This is a genomic window from Achromobacter agilis (assembly GCF_900496965.1).
Classification (GTDB): domain Bacteria; phylum Pseudomonadota; class Gammaproteobacteria; order Burkholderiales; family Burkholderiaceae_B; genus Achromobacter; species Achromobacter agilis.
On the sequence record NZ_UFQB01000005.1, the window covers coordinates 305,194 to 324,218 of the forward strand.

At 68.8% G+C, this 19,025-nt stretch carries 14 protein-coding genes; 7 read left to right on the forward strand and 7 right to left on the reverse strand.

The window, feature by feature from the left end; genetic code table 11:
* The first annotated feature begins 43 nt into the window (after positions 1–43).
* A complete protein-coding gene (locus tag AGI3411_RS08795; protein ID WP_129526984.1) occupies positions 44–3,172 on the forward strand; it encodes a WG repeat-containing protein in 3,129 nt (1,042 codons plus the stop codon).
* Entirely contained in the window at positions 3,169–6,051 is a 2,883-nt protein-coding gene (locus AGI3411_RS08800; RefSeq protein ID WP_129526985.1) for a WG repeat-containing protein, read from the forward strand. Before AGI3411_RS08795 ends, AGI3411_RS08800 begins: the two co-directional genes overlap by 4 nt.
* Positions 6,052–6,072: 21 nt before the next feature.
* Here the strand turns inward: AGI3411_RS08800 and AGI3411_RS08805 are convergent, their stop codons facing one another.
* The gene (locus tag AGI3411_RS08805) at positions 6,073–6,933 is read right to left on the reverse strand and encodes an isocitrate lyase/PEP mutase family protein (protein ID WP_129526986.1); all 861 of its coding nucleotides are present in this window, start codon (positions 6,931–6,933) and stop codon (positions 6,073–6,075) included.
* Between the two features lie 103 nt (positions 6,934–7,036).
* Here AGI3411_RS08805 and AGI3411_RS08810 point away from each other — a divergent pair, with 103 nt between their 5' ends.
* Positions 7,037–7,915: a LysR family transcriptional regulator gene (locus AGI3411_RS08810; RefSeq protein WP_129526987.1), complete on the forward strand. Its 879-nt coding sequence runs from the start codon at positions 7,037–7,039 to the stop codon at positions 7,913–7,915.
* Positions 7,916–8,046: 131 nt separating this feature from the next.
* On the opposite strand, the gene AGI3411_RS08815 is transcribed toward AGI3411_RS08810, so the two are convergent.
* The 4 genes from AGI3411_RS08815 to AGI3411_RS08830 form a co-directional block, all read right to left on the reverse strand.
* Entirely contained in the window at positions 8,047–8,862 is an 816-nt protein-coding gene (locus tag AGI3411_RS08815) for a siderophore-interacting protein (RefSeq protein ID WP_129526988.1), read from the reverse strand.
* A 26-nt stretch (positions 8,863–8,888) separates the two neighbouring features.
* Positions 8,889–9,614 (reverse strand): PadR family transcriptional regulator, encoded by a 726-nt coding sequence (locus AGI3411_RS08820; protein WP_244240294.1) that lies wholly within the window; start codon positions 9,612–9,614, stop codon positions 8,889–8,891.
* 64 nt (positions 9,615–9,678) lie between these two features.
* Positions 9,679–10,572: a DMT family transporter gene (locus AGI3411_RS08825; protein ID WP_129526989.1), complete on the reverse strand. Its 894-nt coding sequence runs from the start codon at positions 10,570–10,572 to the stop codon at positions 9,679–9,681.
* Positions 10,573–10,660: 88 nt separating this feature from the next.
* Positions 10,661–11,548 (reverse strand): helix-turn-helix transcriptional regulator, encoded by an 888-nt coding sequence (locus tag AGI3411_RS08830; protein WP_208748047.1) that lies wholly within the window; start codon positions 11,546–11,548, stop codon positions 10,661–10,663.
* A gap of 96 nt (positions 11,549–11,644) precedes the next feature.
* Here AGI3411_RS08830 and AGI3411_RS08835 point away from each other — a divergent pair, with 96 nt between their 5' ends.
* Entirely contained in the window at positions 11,645–13,105 is a 1,461-nt protein-coding gene (locus AGI3411_RS08835) for an MFS transporter (protein ID WP_165359111.1), read from the forward strand.
* Positions 13,106–13,111: 6 nt separating this feature from the next.
* Here AGI3411_RS08835 and proC read toward each other — a convergent pair whose 3' ends face one another.
* Both proC and AGI3411_RS08845 read right to left on the reverse strand, forming a co-directional pair.
* Positions 13,112–13,918 (reverse strand): pyrroline-5-carboxylate reductase, encoded by an 807-nt coding sequence (proC, locus tag AGI3411_RS08840; RefSeq protein ID WP_129526990.1) that lies wholly within the window; start codon positions 13,916–13,918, stop codon positions 13,112–13,114.
* Between the two features lie 28 nt (positions 13,919–13,946).
* Positions 13,947–15,080, reverse strand: a complete 1,134-nt coding sequence (locus AGI3411_RS08845) for an alpha-hydroxy acid oxidase (protein WP_129526991.1) — start codon at positions 15,078–15,080, stop codon at positions 13,947–13,949.
* Positions 15,081–15,369: 289 nt separating this feature from the next.
* Here AGI3411_RS08845 and AGI3411_RS08850 point away from each other — a divergent pair, with 289 nt between their 5' ends.
* The 3 genes from AGI3411_RS08850 to AGI3411_RS08860 are packed head-to-tail and all read left to right on the forward strand — an operon-like array spanning position 15,370 to position 19,022.
* A complete protein-coding gene (locus tag AGI3411_RS08850) occupies positions 15,370–16,797 on the forward strand; it encodes an FAD-binding oxidoreductase (protein WP_129526992.1) in 1,428 nt (475 codons plus the stop codon).
* A gap of 30 nt (positions 16,798–16,827) precedes the next feature.
* A complete protein-coding gene (locus AGI3411_RS08855; protein ID WP_129526993.1) occupies positions 16,828–17,910 on the forward strand; it encodes an ABC transporter substrate-binding protein in 1,083 nt (360 codons plus the stop codon).
* Positions 17,911–17,930: 20 nt separating this feature from the next.
* The gene (locus tag AGI3411_RS08860; protein WP_129526994.1) at positions 17,931–19,022 is read left to right on the forward strand and encodes an ABC transporter ATP-binding protein; all 1,092 of its coding nucleotides are present in this window, start codon (positions 17,931–17,933) and stop codon (positions 19,020–19,022) included.
* Positions 19,023–19,025 lie beyond the last annotated feature (3 nt).

Genomic DNA, 19,025 nt, shown 5'->3' on the forward strand with positions numbered 1-19,025 from the left:
TCGGCCTCTTTGCTTTCGCGGTTCAATCCCGCCCCGCTGCACGATGAAGGCCCCGCTCATTCTCAAGCCGCTGGCGCTCGTCCTGGCGCTGGGCGGCCTGACTCTCGCTCAGGGCACAGCGCAGGCGCAATCCGACTGGATCAGCCGCTGCAGCGCCGGATTCTACGAACAGGGCTCCCGCCCTGACTGCCAGTTGCCGTATCGGGAAGGCCTGGCAGCGGTGCTGACCGGATCGGCCAGCGACAACGCGGGCATCTGGGGCTACATCGATAAGCAAGGCCGCATGGCAATCGCGCCCGCCTACACGGAGGCCGAGTCGTTCCAGAACGGGCTGGCCGCGGTGAGTCAGGGCGATCGCTGGGGTTACATCGACCGCTCGGGCAAATGGGCCATCGAACCCCGCTACGCCCGCGCCACCGGCTTCAATGCCGAAGGCACCGCGCTGGCCGAGGAGGACGGTCGCGACGTGCTGATCGACCGCCAGGGCAAGGTGATCAAGGCCTTCCCGCTGGGCACGCGCACCAGGGGCTTCCAGCCGGGACAGAAATTGGCGTCGATGGAAATGCCGCAGCCGCCGCGGCTGTTCAACGCCGCGACCGGCAAGGCGGTCACACTGCCCGCCGGCGTGATGAGGCTGGCCGCGCCCACAGGCGGCTACCTGCCCGCCCAATTGCGCGACACGCGCTACAGCGGCTGGTGGGGCCTGCTGAACACGGACGGCGGCTGGGCGATCGAACCGCACACGCTGCGGTCCGAGGAAACGCCGATGCGCGATGGCGACGTGGTGGCCGTCAGGCGCGACGGGCGCTGGCAATTCGTGGACGCGCGCGGCCAGGAACTCGCCCCCGAACGCTACACGCACCTGCGATTCGTGGCGTCCGGCCTGTGGCTGGCCAAGCCCGGCGACCGGGACAAGGCGCTCTTGTTGAACGGCAAGCGGGAGGTGCTGCATCGCTTCGCCTCGGACTACGCAAGGGAACAAGAAAAAGACGGCTGGCATTTCGTGATCGACGACGAGGCGGTGCTGCTGGTCGATCCCGCCGGCAAGCTCCGGAATATCGAGGTCGGCCAGGGCCACGTGGACGTGCGAGACGGGCAGGCCTGGGTTTACGGCAACCTGCCCGGCAACGCCGCGCAGGCGGAGGCGCCGGGCTCTGGGGCTGAAGCCACCGAGGAAGAGAGCGCGGAAGCCGGCTCGGAGACGCCGGGCGAAGCGGTGGACGCCGCGATGCCGGCCGAAGCCGTGGCGCAGGCCGGGGCCGAAGCCGAAATGGCAGTGACGAACCAAGCGCTTACGGCGGATGCCGGCACGGACGCCGCAGCCGACGCCGCCGTAGCCCCGCCCGGCGTGCCGTCGCCGCCCATGGTGGCGGTCGCGCCCGCGCCTCCTGCCCCCCCTGCCGCCGCGGCAGCGGCAGCAGCAGCGGCAGCGGCGGCCAGCGGCGCCGAAGTCAGCGACGGCGGCCTGGTGCAGATCTATACGCGCGAAGGCAAGCCGCTGCTGGACGCCGCCACGCTCGCGCAGCTCCGTGCCTATCGGGTCCGCACTTTGGACCCCAGCGACCGCGCGCGTGGCGACAGCGCCCGCGCCAAGCTGCCCCTGGCGCTGCTGAACCCGCTCGACTATTCGCTGCCCATGGGCATCCTGACCCCTACGGGCAGAATCGTCACGAACGCGGAGTGGGAAGATATCTCGGCCTATGACGCCGCCATGCCCCTGCCCGTCCGCACCCACGACAACAAGACCGGCGCAATCGACGCCGAAGGCAACTGGACGATTCCGCCCCGCTTCCTCGATATCCGCTCCTTCCGCGGCCCTTACACCTGGGCCCGCCCTCCGGAGATGGCGAAACGGCGCGACAGCGTGCTGATCGACGCGCGCGGCAAGACCGCGGCCGTTCCCGCCGCGATCCTGGACGGCGCCGCGGAATTCGATGGCGAGCTGATCCACTATCGCGAACCGGACGAGAACCGCGAGCGCCGCTGGGGTGTCTGGAGCGTGCGCGACGGCGCGCCGGTGCTCAAGCCGGTGTACGAACAGATCGAAAGGTTCGAGGATGACTGGGCCAAGGTCCAGGACCAGCGCCGCTGGGGCGTCGTCAACCGCAAGGGCCAGTGGGTGCTGCCCGCCGCCTACGACAGCGCCTATGAGCTGGAATACCTGGGCAACGGTCTCATGCTGGTCCGCGACACCGAATCCAAGCCGCGCCGCAGCGGCTATTCCGACCGCTCCTACCGGCTGGTCAACCTGCGCAACGGCAAGTCCAGCGAATTGCTGACGGAGAAGCCGGAGAAGCTGAAGGGCGGACGCTACCTCGGCAAGCTGGCGGACGCCGGCACCATGCTGTTCGATGCACATGGCGACGCCCAGCGTCTCTCCGACGGTCCGCCCGCGCGCCGGGAGCAATACGGGGACTGGATCTACATCGAAAACGAGGAGCGCGAAGGCGCCATCGACGCCAAGGGCGAATTGAAAGTGCCGGCCCTCTACGGTGAATTCAATCCCTTCTTCGTGCAGCCCGAAGGCCTCGCGCGCGCCTATGACGGATCGCGCTACCGTGTGATCGCCCAGGACGGCAAGACGGTCCTGGCGAATCGGGGAGACGGGACGCCGCTGGCCACCATGAAGCGCATCGTCTTCGAAGATGACGAGACGTCCAGCAGCGTCATCACGGACCTGCAGGGCACCGAAATCACGCGTGTCCCGGGCACCTACAGCGTGGAGGAGCGGAGCGCGAGCGAAGGCGTCGTGCCCTATCGCGGCGACGGCGGCAATGGCAAATACGGCTTCCTCGATGCGAGCGGCAAACGGGTGGTGGGACCGCACTTCGATTCGCTGGGTCCGCTGAAGAACGGACTCGCCACGGCGCAGCGCAAGCAGCGCACGGGCAAGTTCTACGGTTACATCGACCTGACCGGCCGCTATGCGATCCCGCCTCTGTTCACCTGGGCGGCGGACTTCCAGGAAGAACGCGCGCTAGTGCGCCAGGACGGCTTCATGCAGTTCATCGATACCAAGGGAGAGCCCCTCGCGACGTTTGTCGTGGTGTGCGACACGGTGACGATACTGGACAACGCCGGCCGCATCACCTGGCCGCAAAAGAAGATGAGCTGCCCCACGGCCGACAAGCTCGAACTCGCCCCCGTCAACGCCAAAGCGGAACAATCATGAAGTCACGCGCATTACGCATCACCCGCCTTGCCTGCGCCCTGGGCGCGCTGGGCGTGTCCCTGTCCGCCCAGGCGCAATACGGCGGGGACGCCGCCTGCCTGGAAAATGCTCCCTACGACAACTATGCCGCGCTGGACTCGGGCTTGGGCAGCCCCTATATCAACGGCTGCATCCGCGCGCTGTCCGACCAACGCGCGGCGGTGCTGCTGCCGTCCGCCTTGGAAGGCGCCGGCCGGGTGCCTGGCGACGGCTCGCTGCGCCGCCACGCCTGGGGCTTCCTGGACCAGAATGGCCGGCTGGCGATCCCGCCGATCTTCGAAGCGGTACGCGATTTCCGCCACGGCCTGGCCGCCGTTAAATGGCAAGGCCTGTGGGGCTTCATCGATAGCCGCGGCCGGATGGCCGTGCGGCCGCAATTCCACGCGGTGCAGGACTTTGCGGAAATCGGCCTGGCCGTGGCCACGCTGGACGGCCGCCAGGAACTGATCGACCGCCAGGGCAATCGCGTGGGCGAACCGCTGGACGAGAGCGTGGCGTCCCTCAATCTGCAGGACGGCATACCCGCCCTCGCCACGGTGGACTACAAGCTGGAGTACCGCTCCAATACCGGCGAGCGCCGCTACGGCGATTCCCGCATCCAGCTGACCGGGGCCTTCGGAAAGGGCTTGTACGTCGCGATGTCGGACGAGGGCCGGTATGGGCTGGTGGACCAACAGTGGAACTGGGTGCTGGAACCCGTCTACCAGGACATCTCCGTCTCGCGCGACGAAGGCGTGCTGGCCACCGCCTACGGCCCGCGCGGCGCGGTGCTGCTGGACGCGGAAGGCAAGCCGGTCGGCGAGGACCAGAACTATCAAGACCTGGCGCCCCTGGGCAAGGCCTTCTGGAGCGCGGAACTGAGCCGCGGCAGCTACGTCATCCTGAATGCCGCGGGCGCGCCCGTGGCCAAACTGAAATCGGACGAGGCCTACGGATCCAAGCGCTACGGCGATATCCTCCTCTACCCGTCCGGCGGCAAGCTCATGGCGCTGGCGCCGGGCCGCAGCGAACCCTTGGCGCTGGGCGCGGACCTGTCCGTCGCCGCTGACGATGAAGGCTACGTGCTGTTCACGAACGCGGAGCGCGTGCCCGTCGGCCTGCTGACCCCCACGGGCGCCTGGCTCCATGGCGACACGGCGCCCGCGGGGCTGGACGAGGTCGGCCGGATGGAAGTGCAGCAAGGCAAGCTGTGGCTCTTCAAGGAGGCCGGGCTGCTCAACGTGCTGGATGGCGAAGGCCGCGTGCTGCTCAAGCCCGAGGCCGTCGCGGCCGCGCAGGAAATGGCGCTGAAGCAATTGCCGCTGGACGTCCCCGGCGGCGCGCTCGGCCTGCTGGCCCAAGGCTATTGCCATTGCAGCAGCGAGACGGGCGCGGGCCTGGTGCTGGCCGACGGCAGCATCGCGGCGGATCCCTCCTGGACGGCGGTGATCCCGCTGGACGGCGCCGACGGCTACGACGACTACATGGCCCCGGCGCAAAGCGACCTCAAGGCGGAGCAACTGCGCTATGCCGCGGAAACGGCCGACGGCATGCGGCTGCTCGATGCCGCCGGCAAGCCGATGGACTTGCCCGTCCAACAACATATCGGGGCGTTCCGCCACGGCTATGCGCTGACCTACGCCGGCGGCGTGAACCGCATGATCGACCGCAACGGCAAAACCTACGCGCTGCCCGATTATTTCGAGACGGAAGTTGTCGCGCCCGGCGTGGTCCGCTTCCTGAAAACGGCGGCCGAGGACGCACGCTGGGGCCTGTACGACTTCGTCGCCGGCAAGGAGCTGTTGCCGCCCCGCTACCAGACCATCGGCGACTTCCAGGATGGCCAGGCCATCGCGTCGCTCGGGCCGGATCGCGTGGGGATCGTCGACCGGCAAGGCCAATGGATCGTGCCGGCGAGCCACCATGCCGCGGAACGCGTCAACGCGCAGCTGTGGAAGGTGCAGCAGGCCGGCCCGCAGCAGGATGAGTACAAGCGCCCCACGGCCCTGTTCAATGCCCAGGGCCGTGCGCTGACCGCCTTCCTGCCCGGACTGCAGGCGGGCGCAGACGAAGACGGCGCCGTCACGGCCGGCGACGCCACGCACCGCTGGATCGTCTCTCCCGATGGCTCCGCCGCGCTGGACATGGAGGACGCCAACTACACTCGCCTCGGAGACTGGATGGCGATCCGCCGCGCCCAGCGCAGCGGCTACCTGAACGCCCAGGGCGAGTGGCAGATCGCGCCCGGCTCCGCCGTCGCCGGCACGTTCCGCGGCTCGCCCGCCCGCGCGCTGCTGACGGGCAACGACGGCGCCCGCGTGATCGACGCGCAAGGCAAGACCGTCACCGCGCTGCCTGCCGGGGAATGGAGCTGGCCCATCGGTTCCCCTTCGCTGCTGCGGCGCTACTACGCCAACGACCGGCAGAAGACGGACTATACGGGGCTCGACGGCAAGGCCCGTCTCACCGTCAACGGAAACGCATCCGGCTTTTCGGAAGGGTTCGCGGTGGCGCACCTGTCGAGCAACGCCATGCGCGCGATCGACGGCAAGGGCGCGTTGACCGGCCCTGCGTTCGATTCGCTGGGGCCGCTGCGCGAAGGCCTGGCGCCCGTCTACACGGACAGCGCCTACGGCTACGCGAACAACGAAGGCCAGTTGGCCATCCTGCCCGCGTACGATGCCGTGTCGCTCTTCCAGGACCAGCGCGCCGTCGTGTCCACCATGGAGATGTCGATGATCATCGACCCGACCGGCAGGCAGGTCGCGCGCGTGGAAATGGAATGCGGCGTGCGCACGCTCTACGGCTCGCACAACCAGCGGCTGTGGCCGCTGACCCTGCCCAAGCGCTGCCGCAAGTAACGCCCGGCCGGCGCTGGACGCCTATTGCGTGTCCAGCGCCAGGTAGCGGCGGGTCTGCACGATTTCCTCGCGCTCCTTGAAGCTGGTCAGCCGGTCGGCCAGCGCGCTGCTGTCTCCGGTCTGCCGGATGGCGACCAGCGTGGCCTGCATGGCATGGATGGCCGCGCGCTGCAGATCCGACGGAATGATGACCAGGCGGTACCCCATGGCCGCCAGGTCGGGCAGAGGCACCAGCGGCGTCTTGCCGCCATAGAACATATTGATGAGCTTCAGGCCCGGCAGGCGCTCGGCAATGACGCGGATCTGCTCCGGCGTCTCGGGCGCTTCCACGAAGAGCATGTCCGCCCCCGCCTTCAGATAGCGTTCCGCGCGGGACAGCGCGGCGTCGAAGCCTTCGACGGCGATCGCATCGGTGCGAGCGATGACCAGCGCATCGGCATCGCTCAACGTCTGCCGGGCGATGTGCACCTTGCGGCACATTTCGTCGGCGTCGATCAGGCTTTTGTCGTCCAGGTGGCCGCAGCGCTTGGGGAAGGACTGGTCTTCGATGTGGAAGGCCGCCACGCCGGCGCGCTCCATGATGCGCACGGTGCGTTCCACGTTGGCCGACCCGCCGAAGCCGGTATCGGCGTCCGCCACTACCGGCAGGCCGCTGGCGTCCACGATCTTCTCTACCCGGTCCATCACTTCGGTAAAGCTCAGCAGGCCGATGTCGGGATAGCCGGCCGCCCGCGCAATGGCGCCGCCGCTGGCGTAGACGGCCGGAAAGCCCGCCGCGGCCACCAGCCGCGCCGACATGCCGTCATACGCGCCGGGCGCCACGACGATGTCCTCGGCCAGGCGCTGGCGCAACAGGGTGCTGGGTTTGGGGGAGACGTTCATGCGGCTTCCTTGGGGGAGTGGATCGATGCAGCCATGATCGGCCCGCCGGAATAGAATGTCCAATATATGAAAAATTGATAATTAGTATTTTTTAAGTACTGATATGGAACTTCGCCATCTACGCTACTTCGTCGCCACCGCCGAGGCCCAGCACTTCACGCGGGCGGCGGAACAGCTGGGCATGGCGCAACCGCCCCTGTCCCAGCAGATCCGTCAGCTGGAACAGGAAGTCGGCACGCCGCTCTTCGACCGCACCGGCCGGGGCGTGGCCCTGAACGATGCGGGCCGCGCCTTCCTCGCCTGCGCGCAGGACATCCTGCAGCGCGCGCAGGCCGCCGTCCTGGCGGCGCAGCGCGCGGCGCGCGGCGAGGTCGGCGAGCTGACCCTGGGCTTCACCGAATCCGCATCGTTCAACGGGGTGGTGACCGAGCTGATCCGGCAGTACCGGCTGCAGTATCCGGACGTGGAGATGACGCTATCGCAAGGCGACAGCGAAACGCTGGTGGCGCAGTTGCGCAGCGGTGCGATCGACGCGGCCTTCGTGCGGCCGCCCTTTGCCCTGGACGGCGGGCTGGCGTTCATACCGCTGGCGCAGGAACCCCTGGTAGTGGCGCTGCCGCTGGGCCACCCGCTGGCGCGGCGCAAGCGGCTGGCGCCCGCCGACCTGGAGCGGGAACGCTTCATCCTGTATTCGCGCAAGTCCGGCTACGGACTGAGCGCGGACATCATGGCGGCCTGCCGGCAACATGGCCTGAGCCCGCTGATCGGGCAGCGCGCGCCGCAATTGTCTTCCGCGGTGAATCTGGTGGCGGCGGGCATGGGCGTGGCGATCGTGCCTGCCTCTCTGCGCCACCTGCGCCCCGACGGCGTGGTGTACCGCCCTTTCGCGCTGGAGTGGCCGCGCGCGGTGCTGGGGCTGGCGGTGCGCGAGCCAGGCGCGGGCGGACGCGTGCGGAACCTGCTGGCGCTGGCGCGGGGGTAGTGGTTCAAGGGGTGTCAGACACTGACGGGCGCCAGGTGCGCATGTCAGTGTCTGACACCCGACGAGACGCCCGCACGCGTGCAGTCAGTGCCTCACGGGTGTCTGACACCCACCGAAAGCCCCGCTCCGCCTCACCCCTCGTGCGACTCATGCACCGCCGCCGCTCCCCGCTTCCAGTAGCTGGCGGCGCGGATACGGGTCTTGTCGATGCCATGCCCCGCCACCATGATTTCCCGTAGCGCCTTGGCCACGGCCGACTCCGCCGCCACCCACACATAGCCTTCGCCAGGCGGCAGGCGCAGGTCGCGCGCGGCCTCCAGCAACAGGACGCTATGGCCCGGCGCGGTGCCGTTGCGGTGCAGCCAGCGGATCGACGCCTGGGCGGCGGTGGGCAGCGGGATCTCGTTCGATTCGGCCGGCACTTCGATCAGCACCAGCGCCTGCGCGGCGGTGGGCAGCTCTTCCAGGCGGCGGGCGATGGCGGGCAAGGCGGTTTCGTCGCCGATCAGCACGTGCCAGTCGAAGCCCTTGGGCACCACGAAAGAGCCGCGCGGCCCGCCGATGCCGAGTTGCTGCCCAGGCGCGGCCTGCTCGGCCCAGGTCGAGGCGGGGCCGTCGCCGTGTATCACGAAATCGATGACAAGCTCTTTGCGCGCCGTGTCGTAGCGGCGCGGCGTGTAGTCGCGCGCGACGGGCTTGGGCGCGCCCTCGGGGAACTTGACGCCGTCCGGCCCGACGGTGGGCAGCGCCGGCGGCTGCGACGGGTCGGCGGGCAAGAACAGCTTCACGTGGTCGTCGAACGAGGCGGACACGAAGTCGTGCAGATCGTCGCCAGTAAAGGTGACGCGGGCCAGCAGGCCGGCAATGCGCTCGACGCTTGCCACGGTCAGCACGCGCATCTTCAGGTCGTGGCGGACGCGTTCGACGTTCAGGTCGGTACGGGTCATGAATACTCCAGGAATGAGGTCTGAAATCAGGAACAGGGGCCTGTGATTTCTTCTGTTGCGCGCGCCAGGATGGCGGCGATGCGGCGCTGCTCCTTGGGAGTGGCGTCGGTGCGTTCCAGCAGCGCGCGCTTGAGCGCCTGGCGGGCCTCCACGAACTCCGGCAGCCATCCGGTTGCGGTGTCCTCGCCTTCGGGGCCGGTGCTGCGCGGCTGGCCGCTCCAGGCCTGGCGCATCCAGTCCATCTTGCGCGCGACGTGCTTGAACTTGTTGAACATCAGGGACAGGCGCTCGCGATTGCCGTCCAGGTGCGCCCGGCCCGGCTCCGCCAGGTGGTAGCGCTTTTTCGCGCCGGCCTGCTCGACCGTGGCGTAGCCCAGTTCTTCCAGGTAGGTCAGCGCGGGATAGACCATGCCGGGGCTGGGCGTGTAGAAGCCGTTGCTGAGCGCGCCCAGCGCTTTGATGAGTTCATACCCGTGGCTGGGGTTCTGCTCCAGCAGGCCCAGCAGCATGAGTTGCAGGTCGTCGCCGCTGACCTTGCGGCCGCGCGCCCAGCCGCGCCCGTCGCCGCCGAAGCCGTCCGCGTCTCCGCGGCCGTCGGGCGAGCCCGAGAACCAGTCGCCCCCCGCGCTGGCATGGCGCTGGTGATGGGCATGGCGGCCATCGTGATCGTGTTGCGGGGCGTGGCCGTGAGCCTTGCTCTGCGTGCGGCGCGGGCCGCGCGGGAATGCGGTCAGGAATTGGGGATGGCGCATGGGAACCTCCTTGCTTTGTATCTTACGACATATATCTTACGATATATCTGAGATACTCCATACGTCAAGCCCGGCGTTCGATCACCCCCGCCGCGATGCCGCCCACGATCAGCGCCATGCCTGCCAGCAGCGAGGTGCTCACAGGTTCATGCAGGACCACGGCCGAACAGAGCAGGCCGAACACCGGCACGCCCAGCAAGCCGATCGACGTGACGCCCGCGGGCAAGGCCCGGTTGACGGTCACCGCCGCCCAGTACGCCACCGCAATGCCGAATATGCCGCCATAGCCCAGCAGCCAGGCCAGGTCCGCGTTCCACGCCACCACGGGCGCGCCCTCGGCCGCGAACGCCACGGCCGATAGCACCGCCGACGCCAGCAAGGCCTGCCAGAACGCGAGCTCGAATGGCGGCGTGGCCCAGCGATGGGCGCGAACGTAGACGATGTTGGCCGCCCAGCACAGCGCCGCCAGCAGGATCAGGCCGTTGCCGGCAAGCGCCTCGCGGTCGCGCCAGTCGAAGGTGAACGGATTGAAAATGACGATCAGCCCCAGCATGCCCAGCGCCAGCCCGGCCTGCCTGCCGCGTCCGATGGATTCGCCCAGGAACAGCCAGGCTGCCGGAATCACCCAGAGCGGCGTGGTGTACGCCAGCACGACCGAGCGCCCTGCCGGCACGTATCGCAGCCCCAGGCTGACCAGGGCCGCGAACGCGCCCATGTGCAGCAGCCCCACGCTGAGGATGACCGGGATGTCGGCCTTCACGGGCCAGGCCACGCGCCGCAAGGCGAGCCCAAGCACGAGTAGCGCTGCGGTGCCCGCGATGCTGCGCGCGGCGGCGGCCCAGATCGGCGTCATGTGTTGCAGCAGCAGCTTGTTGACGACCCAGGTGAACCCCCACGCCAGCACTACGACGCCCAGGAGCAGGAGGGCGTTGCGGCGGGAAAGCACGGCTTCGGACATGATCGGCGGCGGAATTCCGCGGGAAGATCGGAACGGGAAGACCGACTATAGGAGCCGTCCGTGGCCGGCCCGTAGACCCACGGCGCGCCTATTCTCTGGAGCCACGCACGCGCGGCGCGCCGGAACCGGAATCCTGCACCCAGCGCGCGAAGTCCGCTGCCCGGGGTTCCCCGGGCGCAGGCGCGTAGACCACCAGGCGCAAGTGCCGGCTCTCGTCGACCGACAGGGTCGCGTGCTCGAACGCCAGTTCGCCCAAGGGCTCTACCCTCAGGCTGCGCAGCCCGATGCATGCGCCGTGCACATCGTGTTCGCGCCACCAGGCCTTGAAGTCCGGCGACACGCGCTCCAGTTCATCCACCAGCTCGGCGACATCGGGCTCGCCCGCGGCGCTGACGAAATCGCGCCGGAAGGTGGAAAGCATCGCGGGCGCCTGCGCGGGCCAGTCCACGAACAGCTGCCGGATCGCAGGAACCGCGAACAGCATCCACAGCAGGTTGCGGCGGCCCGGCGCCTGGGCGGAAAAGCCGAACACGCGGTCGGCGGCCGCGTTCCATGCCACCACGTCCCAGCGCAGGTTCAGGATGTAGGCGGGGCGCGCGGGCAGGTCGTCCATCAGGCGGCGCACCTGCGCCGGCACGGTGCACCAGGTGCGGCCCGGTTCGGACGGGGGACGCTGGTGCGCCAGCAGGTAGAGGTGCCGGCGCTCGGCGGCGTCCAGCTTCAGCACGCGCGCCAGGTTTTCAAGAAAGCCAGCCGACACGCTGATGTTGCGGCCCTGTTCGAACCACGTGCACCAGGCCAGCCCCACGCCGGCCAGCGCCGCCACTTCCTCGCGCCGCAGCCCGGGCGTACGCCGGCGCCCGCCCGCCGGCAGGCCGAGTTCGGCGGGACGAAGGCGTTCGCGGCGCAAGCGCAGGAATTCCGACAGGTCGGCGCGGGTGCGTTCCAGGCGCCGGGGCGCGGCTATCTCGTTCATGGTCGTATTGCAGCTAGTAATAGCATAAACAGCTAAATTGTATAAGGCTGAAAGCCTCACCAGAATAGCGCTCATCTTCATCCGATGGCGCTTTCCATGACTTCCACCACGCTTTCCCGCCCGCCTGCCGCCACGGCCGCTCCGGCCGCCATGGGCCGCCTGGGCCTGGCCGTCCTGCTCTCGGGCGGCTTCATCACGATCTTCGACCTGTTCGTGGTCAACGTCGCCATCCCCAGCATGCAGGCCACCCTGGCCGCGAGCTTCGCGCAGGTCGGCTTCATCATCGCCGCCTACGAGCTGGCCTACGGCGTGCTGCTGATCGCGGGCAGCCGCCTGGGCGACCGCCACGGAAGGCGGCGCGTCTTCATGCTGGGCATGGCGGGCTTCGCGCTCGCCTCCGCGTTGTGCGGCGTGGCGCCCACCGCCGGCACGCTGATCGCTGCGCGCATCCTGCAAGGCATGGCAGCGGCCATGCTCTTTCCGCAGGTGTATGCGCTGATCCGCGTCAGTTACGGCGGGTACGCGCGGCGGCGCGCCTTCGGGCTGCTAGGCATGACGCTGGGGCTGGCCGCCATTGCCGGACAGGTGCTGGGCGGCTGGATCGTGCACGCCGATCTCTTCGGCCTCGCCTGGCGCAGCATCTTCCTGATCAATGTGCCGCTGGGCATCCTCGCCTGGAGGCTGGCCCGTCACATTCCCGAATCCCGCGAACCGTCCGGCGCGGACATGGACTGGCCCGGCGCGGCGCTGGTGGGCGCGGGCCTAGCCCTGCTGCTGCTGGCGCTGATCGAAGGCCCGCAGCGCAACTGGCCCGCCTGGACCGTGGTTTGCTGTGCCGCGTCCGCCGCCGCGCTGGTGTTGTTCGCGCGCATGCAGCGCCACATCGGCATCCGCGGCGGCGCGCCGCTGGTCGACCTGGACCTGTTGACCCAACCCCGTTTTGCGGCAGGCTGCCTGCTGGTCATGCTGGTGTTCTCCACCGCCAGCGCCCTGTTCCTCTGCTATGCCCTGCTGGTGCAGACGGGATTCGGGCTGGACGCCCTGACGGCCGGCCTGATCTTCGCGCCGGCCAGCGCGGGCTTCGTGGCCGGATCGATGGCGGCGCCACGACTCGTCGCCCGCTTCGGCATTCCGGCCATCGCGCTGGCCGCCCTGCTGTACGGGGCGGCGACGGCGGCGCTGATGCTGCGCGTGGGCGCCGCCGGGGCCGGCCTGGATCCGTGGTCGCTGCTGCCGCTCCTGGTGTGGCTGGGCGCGGCGCAAGGCGCGGTCAACACGCCTCTGGTGAACCTGGCGCTGGGTTTCGTCGACGATCGCCAGGCCGGCATGGCGGCGGGCATCGTATCGACGCTGCAGCAGATCGGGGCGGCCCTCGGGGTATCCGCGGTAGGCATGCTGTTCGGCGGTACGCTGCAGACCTGCGGCGGCGCCGGCGCGGCCGAGTGCCACGCACAGGCATTCGCCAGCGCCTTGCAATTCAACGTTGCGGCGATCGCGGCGGCCACGGCCCTACTGTGGTGGCTGGGCCGCCGCGCCCGCCGGACTCAAGGCCTGTGACCGGTCTCAACCGGCCGACAATTCGCGCGCCCGCTGTTCGGCCCGATGCACGCCCCGGACGATCGCGTCGGCCACGCCCGCTTCCCGCATGAGCGACAACGCCGCATAGGTGGTGCCGCCTTTCGAGGTGACGCGGTCCTGCAATTCGGTCAGCGCGACGTCTTCGCTGGCAGCCAGCGCGGCCGCGCCGCGGAACGCCGATACCGCGAGCCGGCGCGCATCGGCCGGCGCGAAGCCGAGTTCGGCCGCGCCTTTTTCCAGCGCCGCCATGAAATGGAACACGTAGCCCGGCCCGCTGCCGGTCACCGCGGTAACCGCGTCGATCATGGCTTCGCTGTCAGTCCAGATGCGTTCGCCCACGGCGGCGAATAACGCATCGACCCGCTCGCGCTCCGCCGGACCGCAGGCCTGCGTGGCGTACAGGCCGGTCATGCCCAGGCCCACCTTGGCCGGCGTGTTCGGCATGGCGCGCACGATGCGCGCATGGCCGCCCAGCCAATCGGACAGAGAGGCCAATTCCACCCCCGCCGCGATGCTGACCACGGTGGCGTCGGCCGGCAGATGCCGCCGGACCTGCCCGCAGGCCTCCCGCAGGACCTGCGGCTTGGTGGCCAGCACGCACAGCGTGGCGTCATCCAGGCCGGGGCCGGCGGCTTCGACGCAGGCCAGGCCGCGAGCGGCAAGGGCCTCGCGTGTGGGCGCATAGGGATCGACCACCAGGAATCCGGCCGGCTGCCGGCCCTGGCCGAGCAAGCCGTCGATGATGGCGCAGGCCATATTGCCGCCGCCGATGAAAGCGATTTTTTCGCGCATAGTGTTCCGATGAGGTTTGCGTTGCGGATCAGCGCCGGCGCACCGCGGCCGCGTCCAGCGCGCCGATGCGGTTGCGGCCCAGCAGCCTGAGCGTGTTTTCGAGTTCGGCGCGCAGGATGGCCAATACCTCGTCTGCGCCGGCCGGGCCCCGGCCCGCCAGGCCGTACAGGGGCGCTCGGCCCAGCAGCACGGCGCGCGCGCCCAGCGCCGCCGCCTTGGCGATATCGCTGCCGCGGCGCACGCCGCCGTCCACCAGGATCTCCAGCGACTGCCCCAGCTCCGCCGCCACTTCCGGCAGGACTTCCAGCGGGCACGGCGCGCTTTCCAGCTGGCGGCCGCCGTGGTTGGACAGGACGATGCCGTCAACACCGTGCGAATGCGCGCGCCGCGCGTCGGCCAGCCCCTGGATGCCCTTGATGACGATGCGTCCGCGCCAGGCGCGGCGCAACCACGCGACATCGTCCCACGTAAGGGCCAGGTCCATCTGGCGACTGAGGGCCGAGGCCTGTTCCGTAATGTTTTCGCGCGCGTTGGAGCTGACGGCCAGGTTCTTCAGTTGCGGCCCGCCATGGCGCAGCATGCGCCAGCACCAGCCGGGATGCGCGGCCAGATCCAACAGCAGGCGACGCGACGGCCGCAAGGGCAGCTTGAAGCCGTTGCGCTTGTCGTGATCGCGGTTGCCATGCACCGGCACGTCCACGGTCAGGAAGAGCACGGTGTAGCCGCTCTGCCAGGCGCGGTCCATCAGGTGTTCCGCGATGCGGCGGTCGCGCTGCACGTATAGCTGCAGCCAGAGCTCGCCGGAGGTCGCGGCGCGCACGTCTTCCAGCAGGGACGTAGACGCGGTCGACAGCACGAACGGCAACCCGGCCTTGTGCGCCGCGCGCGCCAGATGGATGTCGGCCTCGGGCCAGAACAGGCCGTTCAGGCCGGTGGGCCCCACCACGGCGGGCATGGCTGCCGTCGCGCCCAGCACGGGCGCCTCCAGCCGGCACTCGGACACGTCCACCAGCACGTCGGGACGGAACTCGAGATCCGCGTACGCCGACGCGTTGCGCGCCATCGCGATGCCATTCTCGGCCCCGCCTTCGAGGTAATCGAACGCCAGTCGGGGCAGGCGCTTCTGCGCGCGCCGCCGGTAATCCATCACGCTGGGCAGCATTTCCCTTCCTTGTTCCCCATGGATTTTCGATCTTTCATAAATTGCATACAGAACGATATGATTGTATTTCGATCATTTTAAAAATCGCAATACGGATATGCCTGGAATCCGTATGCCCCATGCCTGGGGCGCGGCGCGCGTGAAAGCCGCGTCTTCTGAGCCCTAGGACATACCCTAAATTCAATCGTATTGAGATTATTTAAATCGAAAAGCAATTTAAGTAATCGTATGCTGTGCCCGAATGCACTTGGAATTCCCTCGATTCCGAGCGCCATCCGGGACCACAGACATGACCAACGGCATCACCCTGCTCGACGCGCTGACCCAGGCCCTGGGCGCAGACGCCATCCTCCATTCCGAGGCCGACCTGGCCGGCTACACCGAAGATTGGCGGGGCCGGTACAAGAGCCCAGCCCTGTGCGTCGCGCTGCCTGGCGATACGCAGCAGGTCTCGGAAATCGTGCGCCTCTGCCATGCGCATGGCACGCCCGTGCTGCCCCAGGGCGGCAACACCAGCCTGTGCGGCGGCGCGGTGCCGGCCGATGCGGGCCGGCCGCCGGTCATCGTGAACCTGTCGCGCATGCGCCGTATCCGCCGCGTGGACGCGGCCAACAACTCCATGGAGGTCGAGGCCGGCTGCGTCCTGGCCTCAGTGCAGGAAGCGGCCGCCGCCGAAGGCCGGCTGTACCCGATCAGCCTGGGCGCGGAAGGCTCGTGCCAGATCGGCGGCACCATCGCCACCAATGCCGGCGGCACCGGCGTGCTGCGCTACGGCAACACGCGCGACAACGTCCTGGGCCTGGAAGTGGTGCTGCCCGACGGCACGGTCTGGAACGGCCTGACCGCCCTGCGCAAGAACAACACCGGCTACGACCTCAAGCATCTGTTCATCGGAGCCGAAGGCACGATGGGCATCGTCACGGCCGCCGTGCTCAAACTACACCCCTTGCCCACCGCGCATGCCGTGGCCTGGCTGGCGCCCGAGAGCCCGCAAGCCGCGTTGGACATCCTGGGCCTGTTCCAGCGCGCCTGCGGCTCGCGCCTGTCGGCCTTCGAAATGATCGACAGCAACCAGCTGGACGTGGTGATGACGCATGTGCCCGGCCGCAAGAATCCGCTGGCCGGCGCGCACCCTTGGCACGTGCTGGTGGAACTGTCCGACACGGGCGGCGACGCCGAACTCCAGGACCTGTTGCAGGAGATCCTGGAGCAGGCATCCGGGCTAGGCCTGCTGCATGACGCCGCCGTCGCGAGCAATGGCGCCCAGCGCGCCGCGCTCTGGGAAGTGCGCCACAGCGTGTCGGAAGGCAACAAGAAGGCTGGCGTGGGCCTTACCACCGACACCGCGGTGCCCGTGTCCGCCGTGCCGCGCTTCATCGACGAGGCCACGCAGGCCGTGCGCGGGCTGGTGCCCGGCCTGCCCGTGCTGATCGTCGCGCACCTGGGCGACGGCAATGTGCACTTCATTCCTTTCTTCACCTTCGATGCCTGGAACGCCCTGCGCGACCGCGACGCCACGGCCGCCGCGATCCGCCGCGCGGTCAACGACGTGGCCGCCGCGCTGGGCGGCACCTTCAGCGCGGAACACGGCGTGGGCCGCAGCTCCCTCGCCGAAATGGAGCACTACAAATCGCCGGTCGAGCTGGCGATGATGCGCGCCGTGAAACAGGCTTTCGATCCCGCCCATCTTTTCAACCCCGGCCGCTTGTTGCCTTGAGCCGTCGTTCTCGATCCGCAGGAGTCCTCCATGAAACCGACCTCCCATAACGCCTCGCGCCGCAACGCGCTCAAAACCGTGGCCGCCGGCGCCGCCGCCCTGGCCATGCCCATGATCTGGACGCCGTCGCGCGCGGCCTCCAAGCGCATCGTCGTGCGTGACGACGGCGGTATCTACAGCAAGGCCTACGGGGCCGTGTTCTACAAGCCGTTCTCCGAGGCCACCGGCATCCAGGTGGTCGGCGTGCAGGCCAACGCCGAGCCCACCGCGCAGATCCGCAGCATGGTGGACACCGGCAACTACACCTGGGACATGGCCAAGATCAGCCAGCCCGCCATCCTGATGCTGACCGAAGGCGGCAAGGTGTACCTGGAAAAGCATGGCCTGGAGTCCGATCCCGTCGTGGCCACCATCCCCAAGCAGTACATGTCGCCCTACGGCGTCGGCAACAACGTGTACTCCACGGTGCTGGCCTACCGCACGGACGCCTTCAAGGGCCGGCGCGCGCCCGCCTCCTGGGCCGACTTCTGGGACGTGAAGAACATCCCCGGCCGCCGCGGCCTGCGCAAGCATCCGTTCGACACCATCGAGGAAGCGCTGATGGCCGACGGCGTGCCGGCCGACAAGGTCTACCCCTGCGACATCGACCGCGCGCTGGCGAGCCTGGACAAGATCAAGCCAGCGGTCGACGTGTGGTGGAACACCGGCGCGCAGGTCGAACAGATGCTGGGATCGGGCGAAGTCGACATGATCGCCACCTGGGTGTCGCGCGCGCAATCCGCGATCGCCAACGGCGCGCCCGTGCAGATCGTGTGGGACCAGAACATCTGGGGCTGCGACAACTGGTCCATCCTCAAGGGCACCCCGAACGCCGACGCCTGCCGCGAATTCATCAAGTTCGCGTCCGACCCGAAGCGCCAGGCGGCGCTGGTCGAGTACTTCGCCGCCGGCGTCACCCAGCCCGCCGCCTTCGACTACATCAAGCCCGAAGTAGCCCGCAATTGCCCGACCCATCCCGACAACATCAAGACGGGCCTGCACATCAACGCCGCCCACTGGCTGGAAAAGCAGCGCGACGTGCTCGAGCGCTTCAACGGCTGGGTCCTGAAGTAATCCTTATCTAGTTGAACACCATGTCTTCCTCCAATCTGCAAATCTCGGGCCTGGGCAAACGCTACGGAGACTTCGTCGCCCTGGCGCCCACGCACCTGGACGTCGCCCGCGGCGAGTTCCTGACGCTGCTTGGCCCCTCCGGCTCGGGCAAGACCACCCTGTTGAGCCTGATCGCCGGGCTGGCCCAGCCCGATGAGGGCCAGGTGCTGATCGACGGCGCCGACGTGACCTACGGCGCGCCCTACGAACGCGACATCGGCATGGTGTTCCAGAACTACGCGCTGTTCCCGCACATGAGCATCGAGGAAAACATCGCGTTCCCGCTGAAGATGCGCAAGGTGCCGGCGGCCGAGGCCCGCCGCCGCGCAATGGAAGCGCTGGAAATGGTGCGCCTGCCCCACGTGGCGGCGCGCCTGCCCCGCGAGCTGTCCGGCGGCCAGCAGCAGCGCATCGCGCTGGCCCGCTGCATGGTCTACCGCCCGGCGATCATCCTGATGGACGAACCGCTGGGCGCCCTGGACAAGAAGCTGCGCGACCAGATGCAGCTGGAGATCAAGCGCATCCACCGCGAACTGGGCACGACCATCGTCTACGTGACGCACGACCAGGAAGAGGCCATGACCATGTCCGACCGCATCTGCCTGATGAACGGCGGAGCGATCGAACAGCTGGGTACGCCGGCGGACCTGTATTTCCGCCCGCGGACCCTGTTCGTGGCCGACTTCCTGGGCGAATCCAATCTGCTGCGGGGCATCGTCGATTCGATCGACGGCGACACCCTGTCGGTCAAGCTGGAGCGCCAGGGCGTGACCGGCCTGGCGCTGTCCAACGGCGCGCCCGTGCGCGCGGGCCAGCAGGTCACCTTGATGCTGCGCCCGCAGAACCTGCGCATAAGCGCGGCGGGCGCGGGCGGCGGCCCGTCCCTGACGGGCAGACTGCTGGACGTCATGGTCACCGGCAGCCTGACCAAGCTCTACCTGGATCCCGGCATCGCGGACGCCGAGCCCATCGTGGTGGCCTACCCCACGCAGCGCCAGGCCGAGCACTACGCCATCGGCCAGTCCCTGTCGGTCAGCTGGCAGGCCGCCGACGCGGTCGCCATCCCGGAGTAAGCG

Coding starts and splice junctions, on each gene's coding strand:
- AGI3411_RS08845 (WP_129526991.1), bottom strand. CDS start 15,080: ATGCTGCCCAGCGTGATGGATTACCGGCGGCGCGCGCAGAAGCGCCTG.
- AGI3411_RS08850 (WP_129526992.1), top strand. CDS start 15,370: ATGACCAACGGCATCACCCTGCTCGACGCGCTGACCCAGGCCCTGGGC.
- AGI3411_RS08795 (WP_129526984.1), top strand. CDS start 44: ATGAAGGCCCCGCTCATTCTCAAGCCGCTGGCGCTCGTCCTGGCGCTG.
- AGI3411_RS08820 (WP_244240294.1), bottom strand. CDS start 9,614: ATGCGCCATCCCCAATTCCTGACCGCATTCCCGCGCGGCCCGCGCCGC.
- AGI3411_RS08835 (WP_165359111.1), top strand. CDS start 11,645: ATGACTTCCACCACGCTTTCCCGCCCGCCTGCCGCCACGGCCGCTCCG.
- AGI3411_RS08855 (WP_129526993.1), top strand. CDS start 16,828: ATGAAACCGACCTCCCATAACGCCTCGCGCCGCAACGCGCTCAAAACC.
- AGI3411_RS08805 (WP_129526986.1), bottom strand. CDS start 6,933: ATGAACGTCTCCCCCAAACCCAGCACCCTGTTGCGCCAGCGCCTGGCC.
- AGI3411_RS08830 (WP_208748047.1), bottom strand. CDS start 11,548: ATGAACGAGATAGCCGCGCCCCGGCGCCTGGAACGCACCCGCGCCGAC.
- AGI3411_RS08825 (WP_129526989.1), bottom strand. CDS start 10,572: ATGTCCGAAGCCGTGCTTTCCCGCCGCAACGCCCTCCTGCTCCTGGGC.
- AGI3411_RS08800 (WP_129526985.1), top strand. CDS start 3,169: ATGAAGTCACGCGCATTACGCATCACCCGCCTTGCCTGCGCCCTGGGC.
- AGI3411_RS08810 (WP_129526987.1), top strand. CDS start 7,037: ATGGAACTTCGCCATCTACGCTACTTCGTCGCCACCGCCGAGGCCCAG.
- proC (WP_129526990.1), bottom strand. CDS start 13,918: ATGCGCGAAAAAATCGCTTTCATCGGCGGCGGCAATATGGCCTGCGCC.
- AGI3411_RS08815 (WP_129526988.1), bottom strand. CDS start 8,862: ATGACCCGTACCGACCTGAACGTCGAACGCGTCCGCCACGACCTGAAG.
- AGI3411_RS08860 (WP_129526994.1), top strand. CDS start 17,931: ATGTCTTCCTCCAATCTGCAAATCTCGGGCCTGGGCAAACGCTACGGA.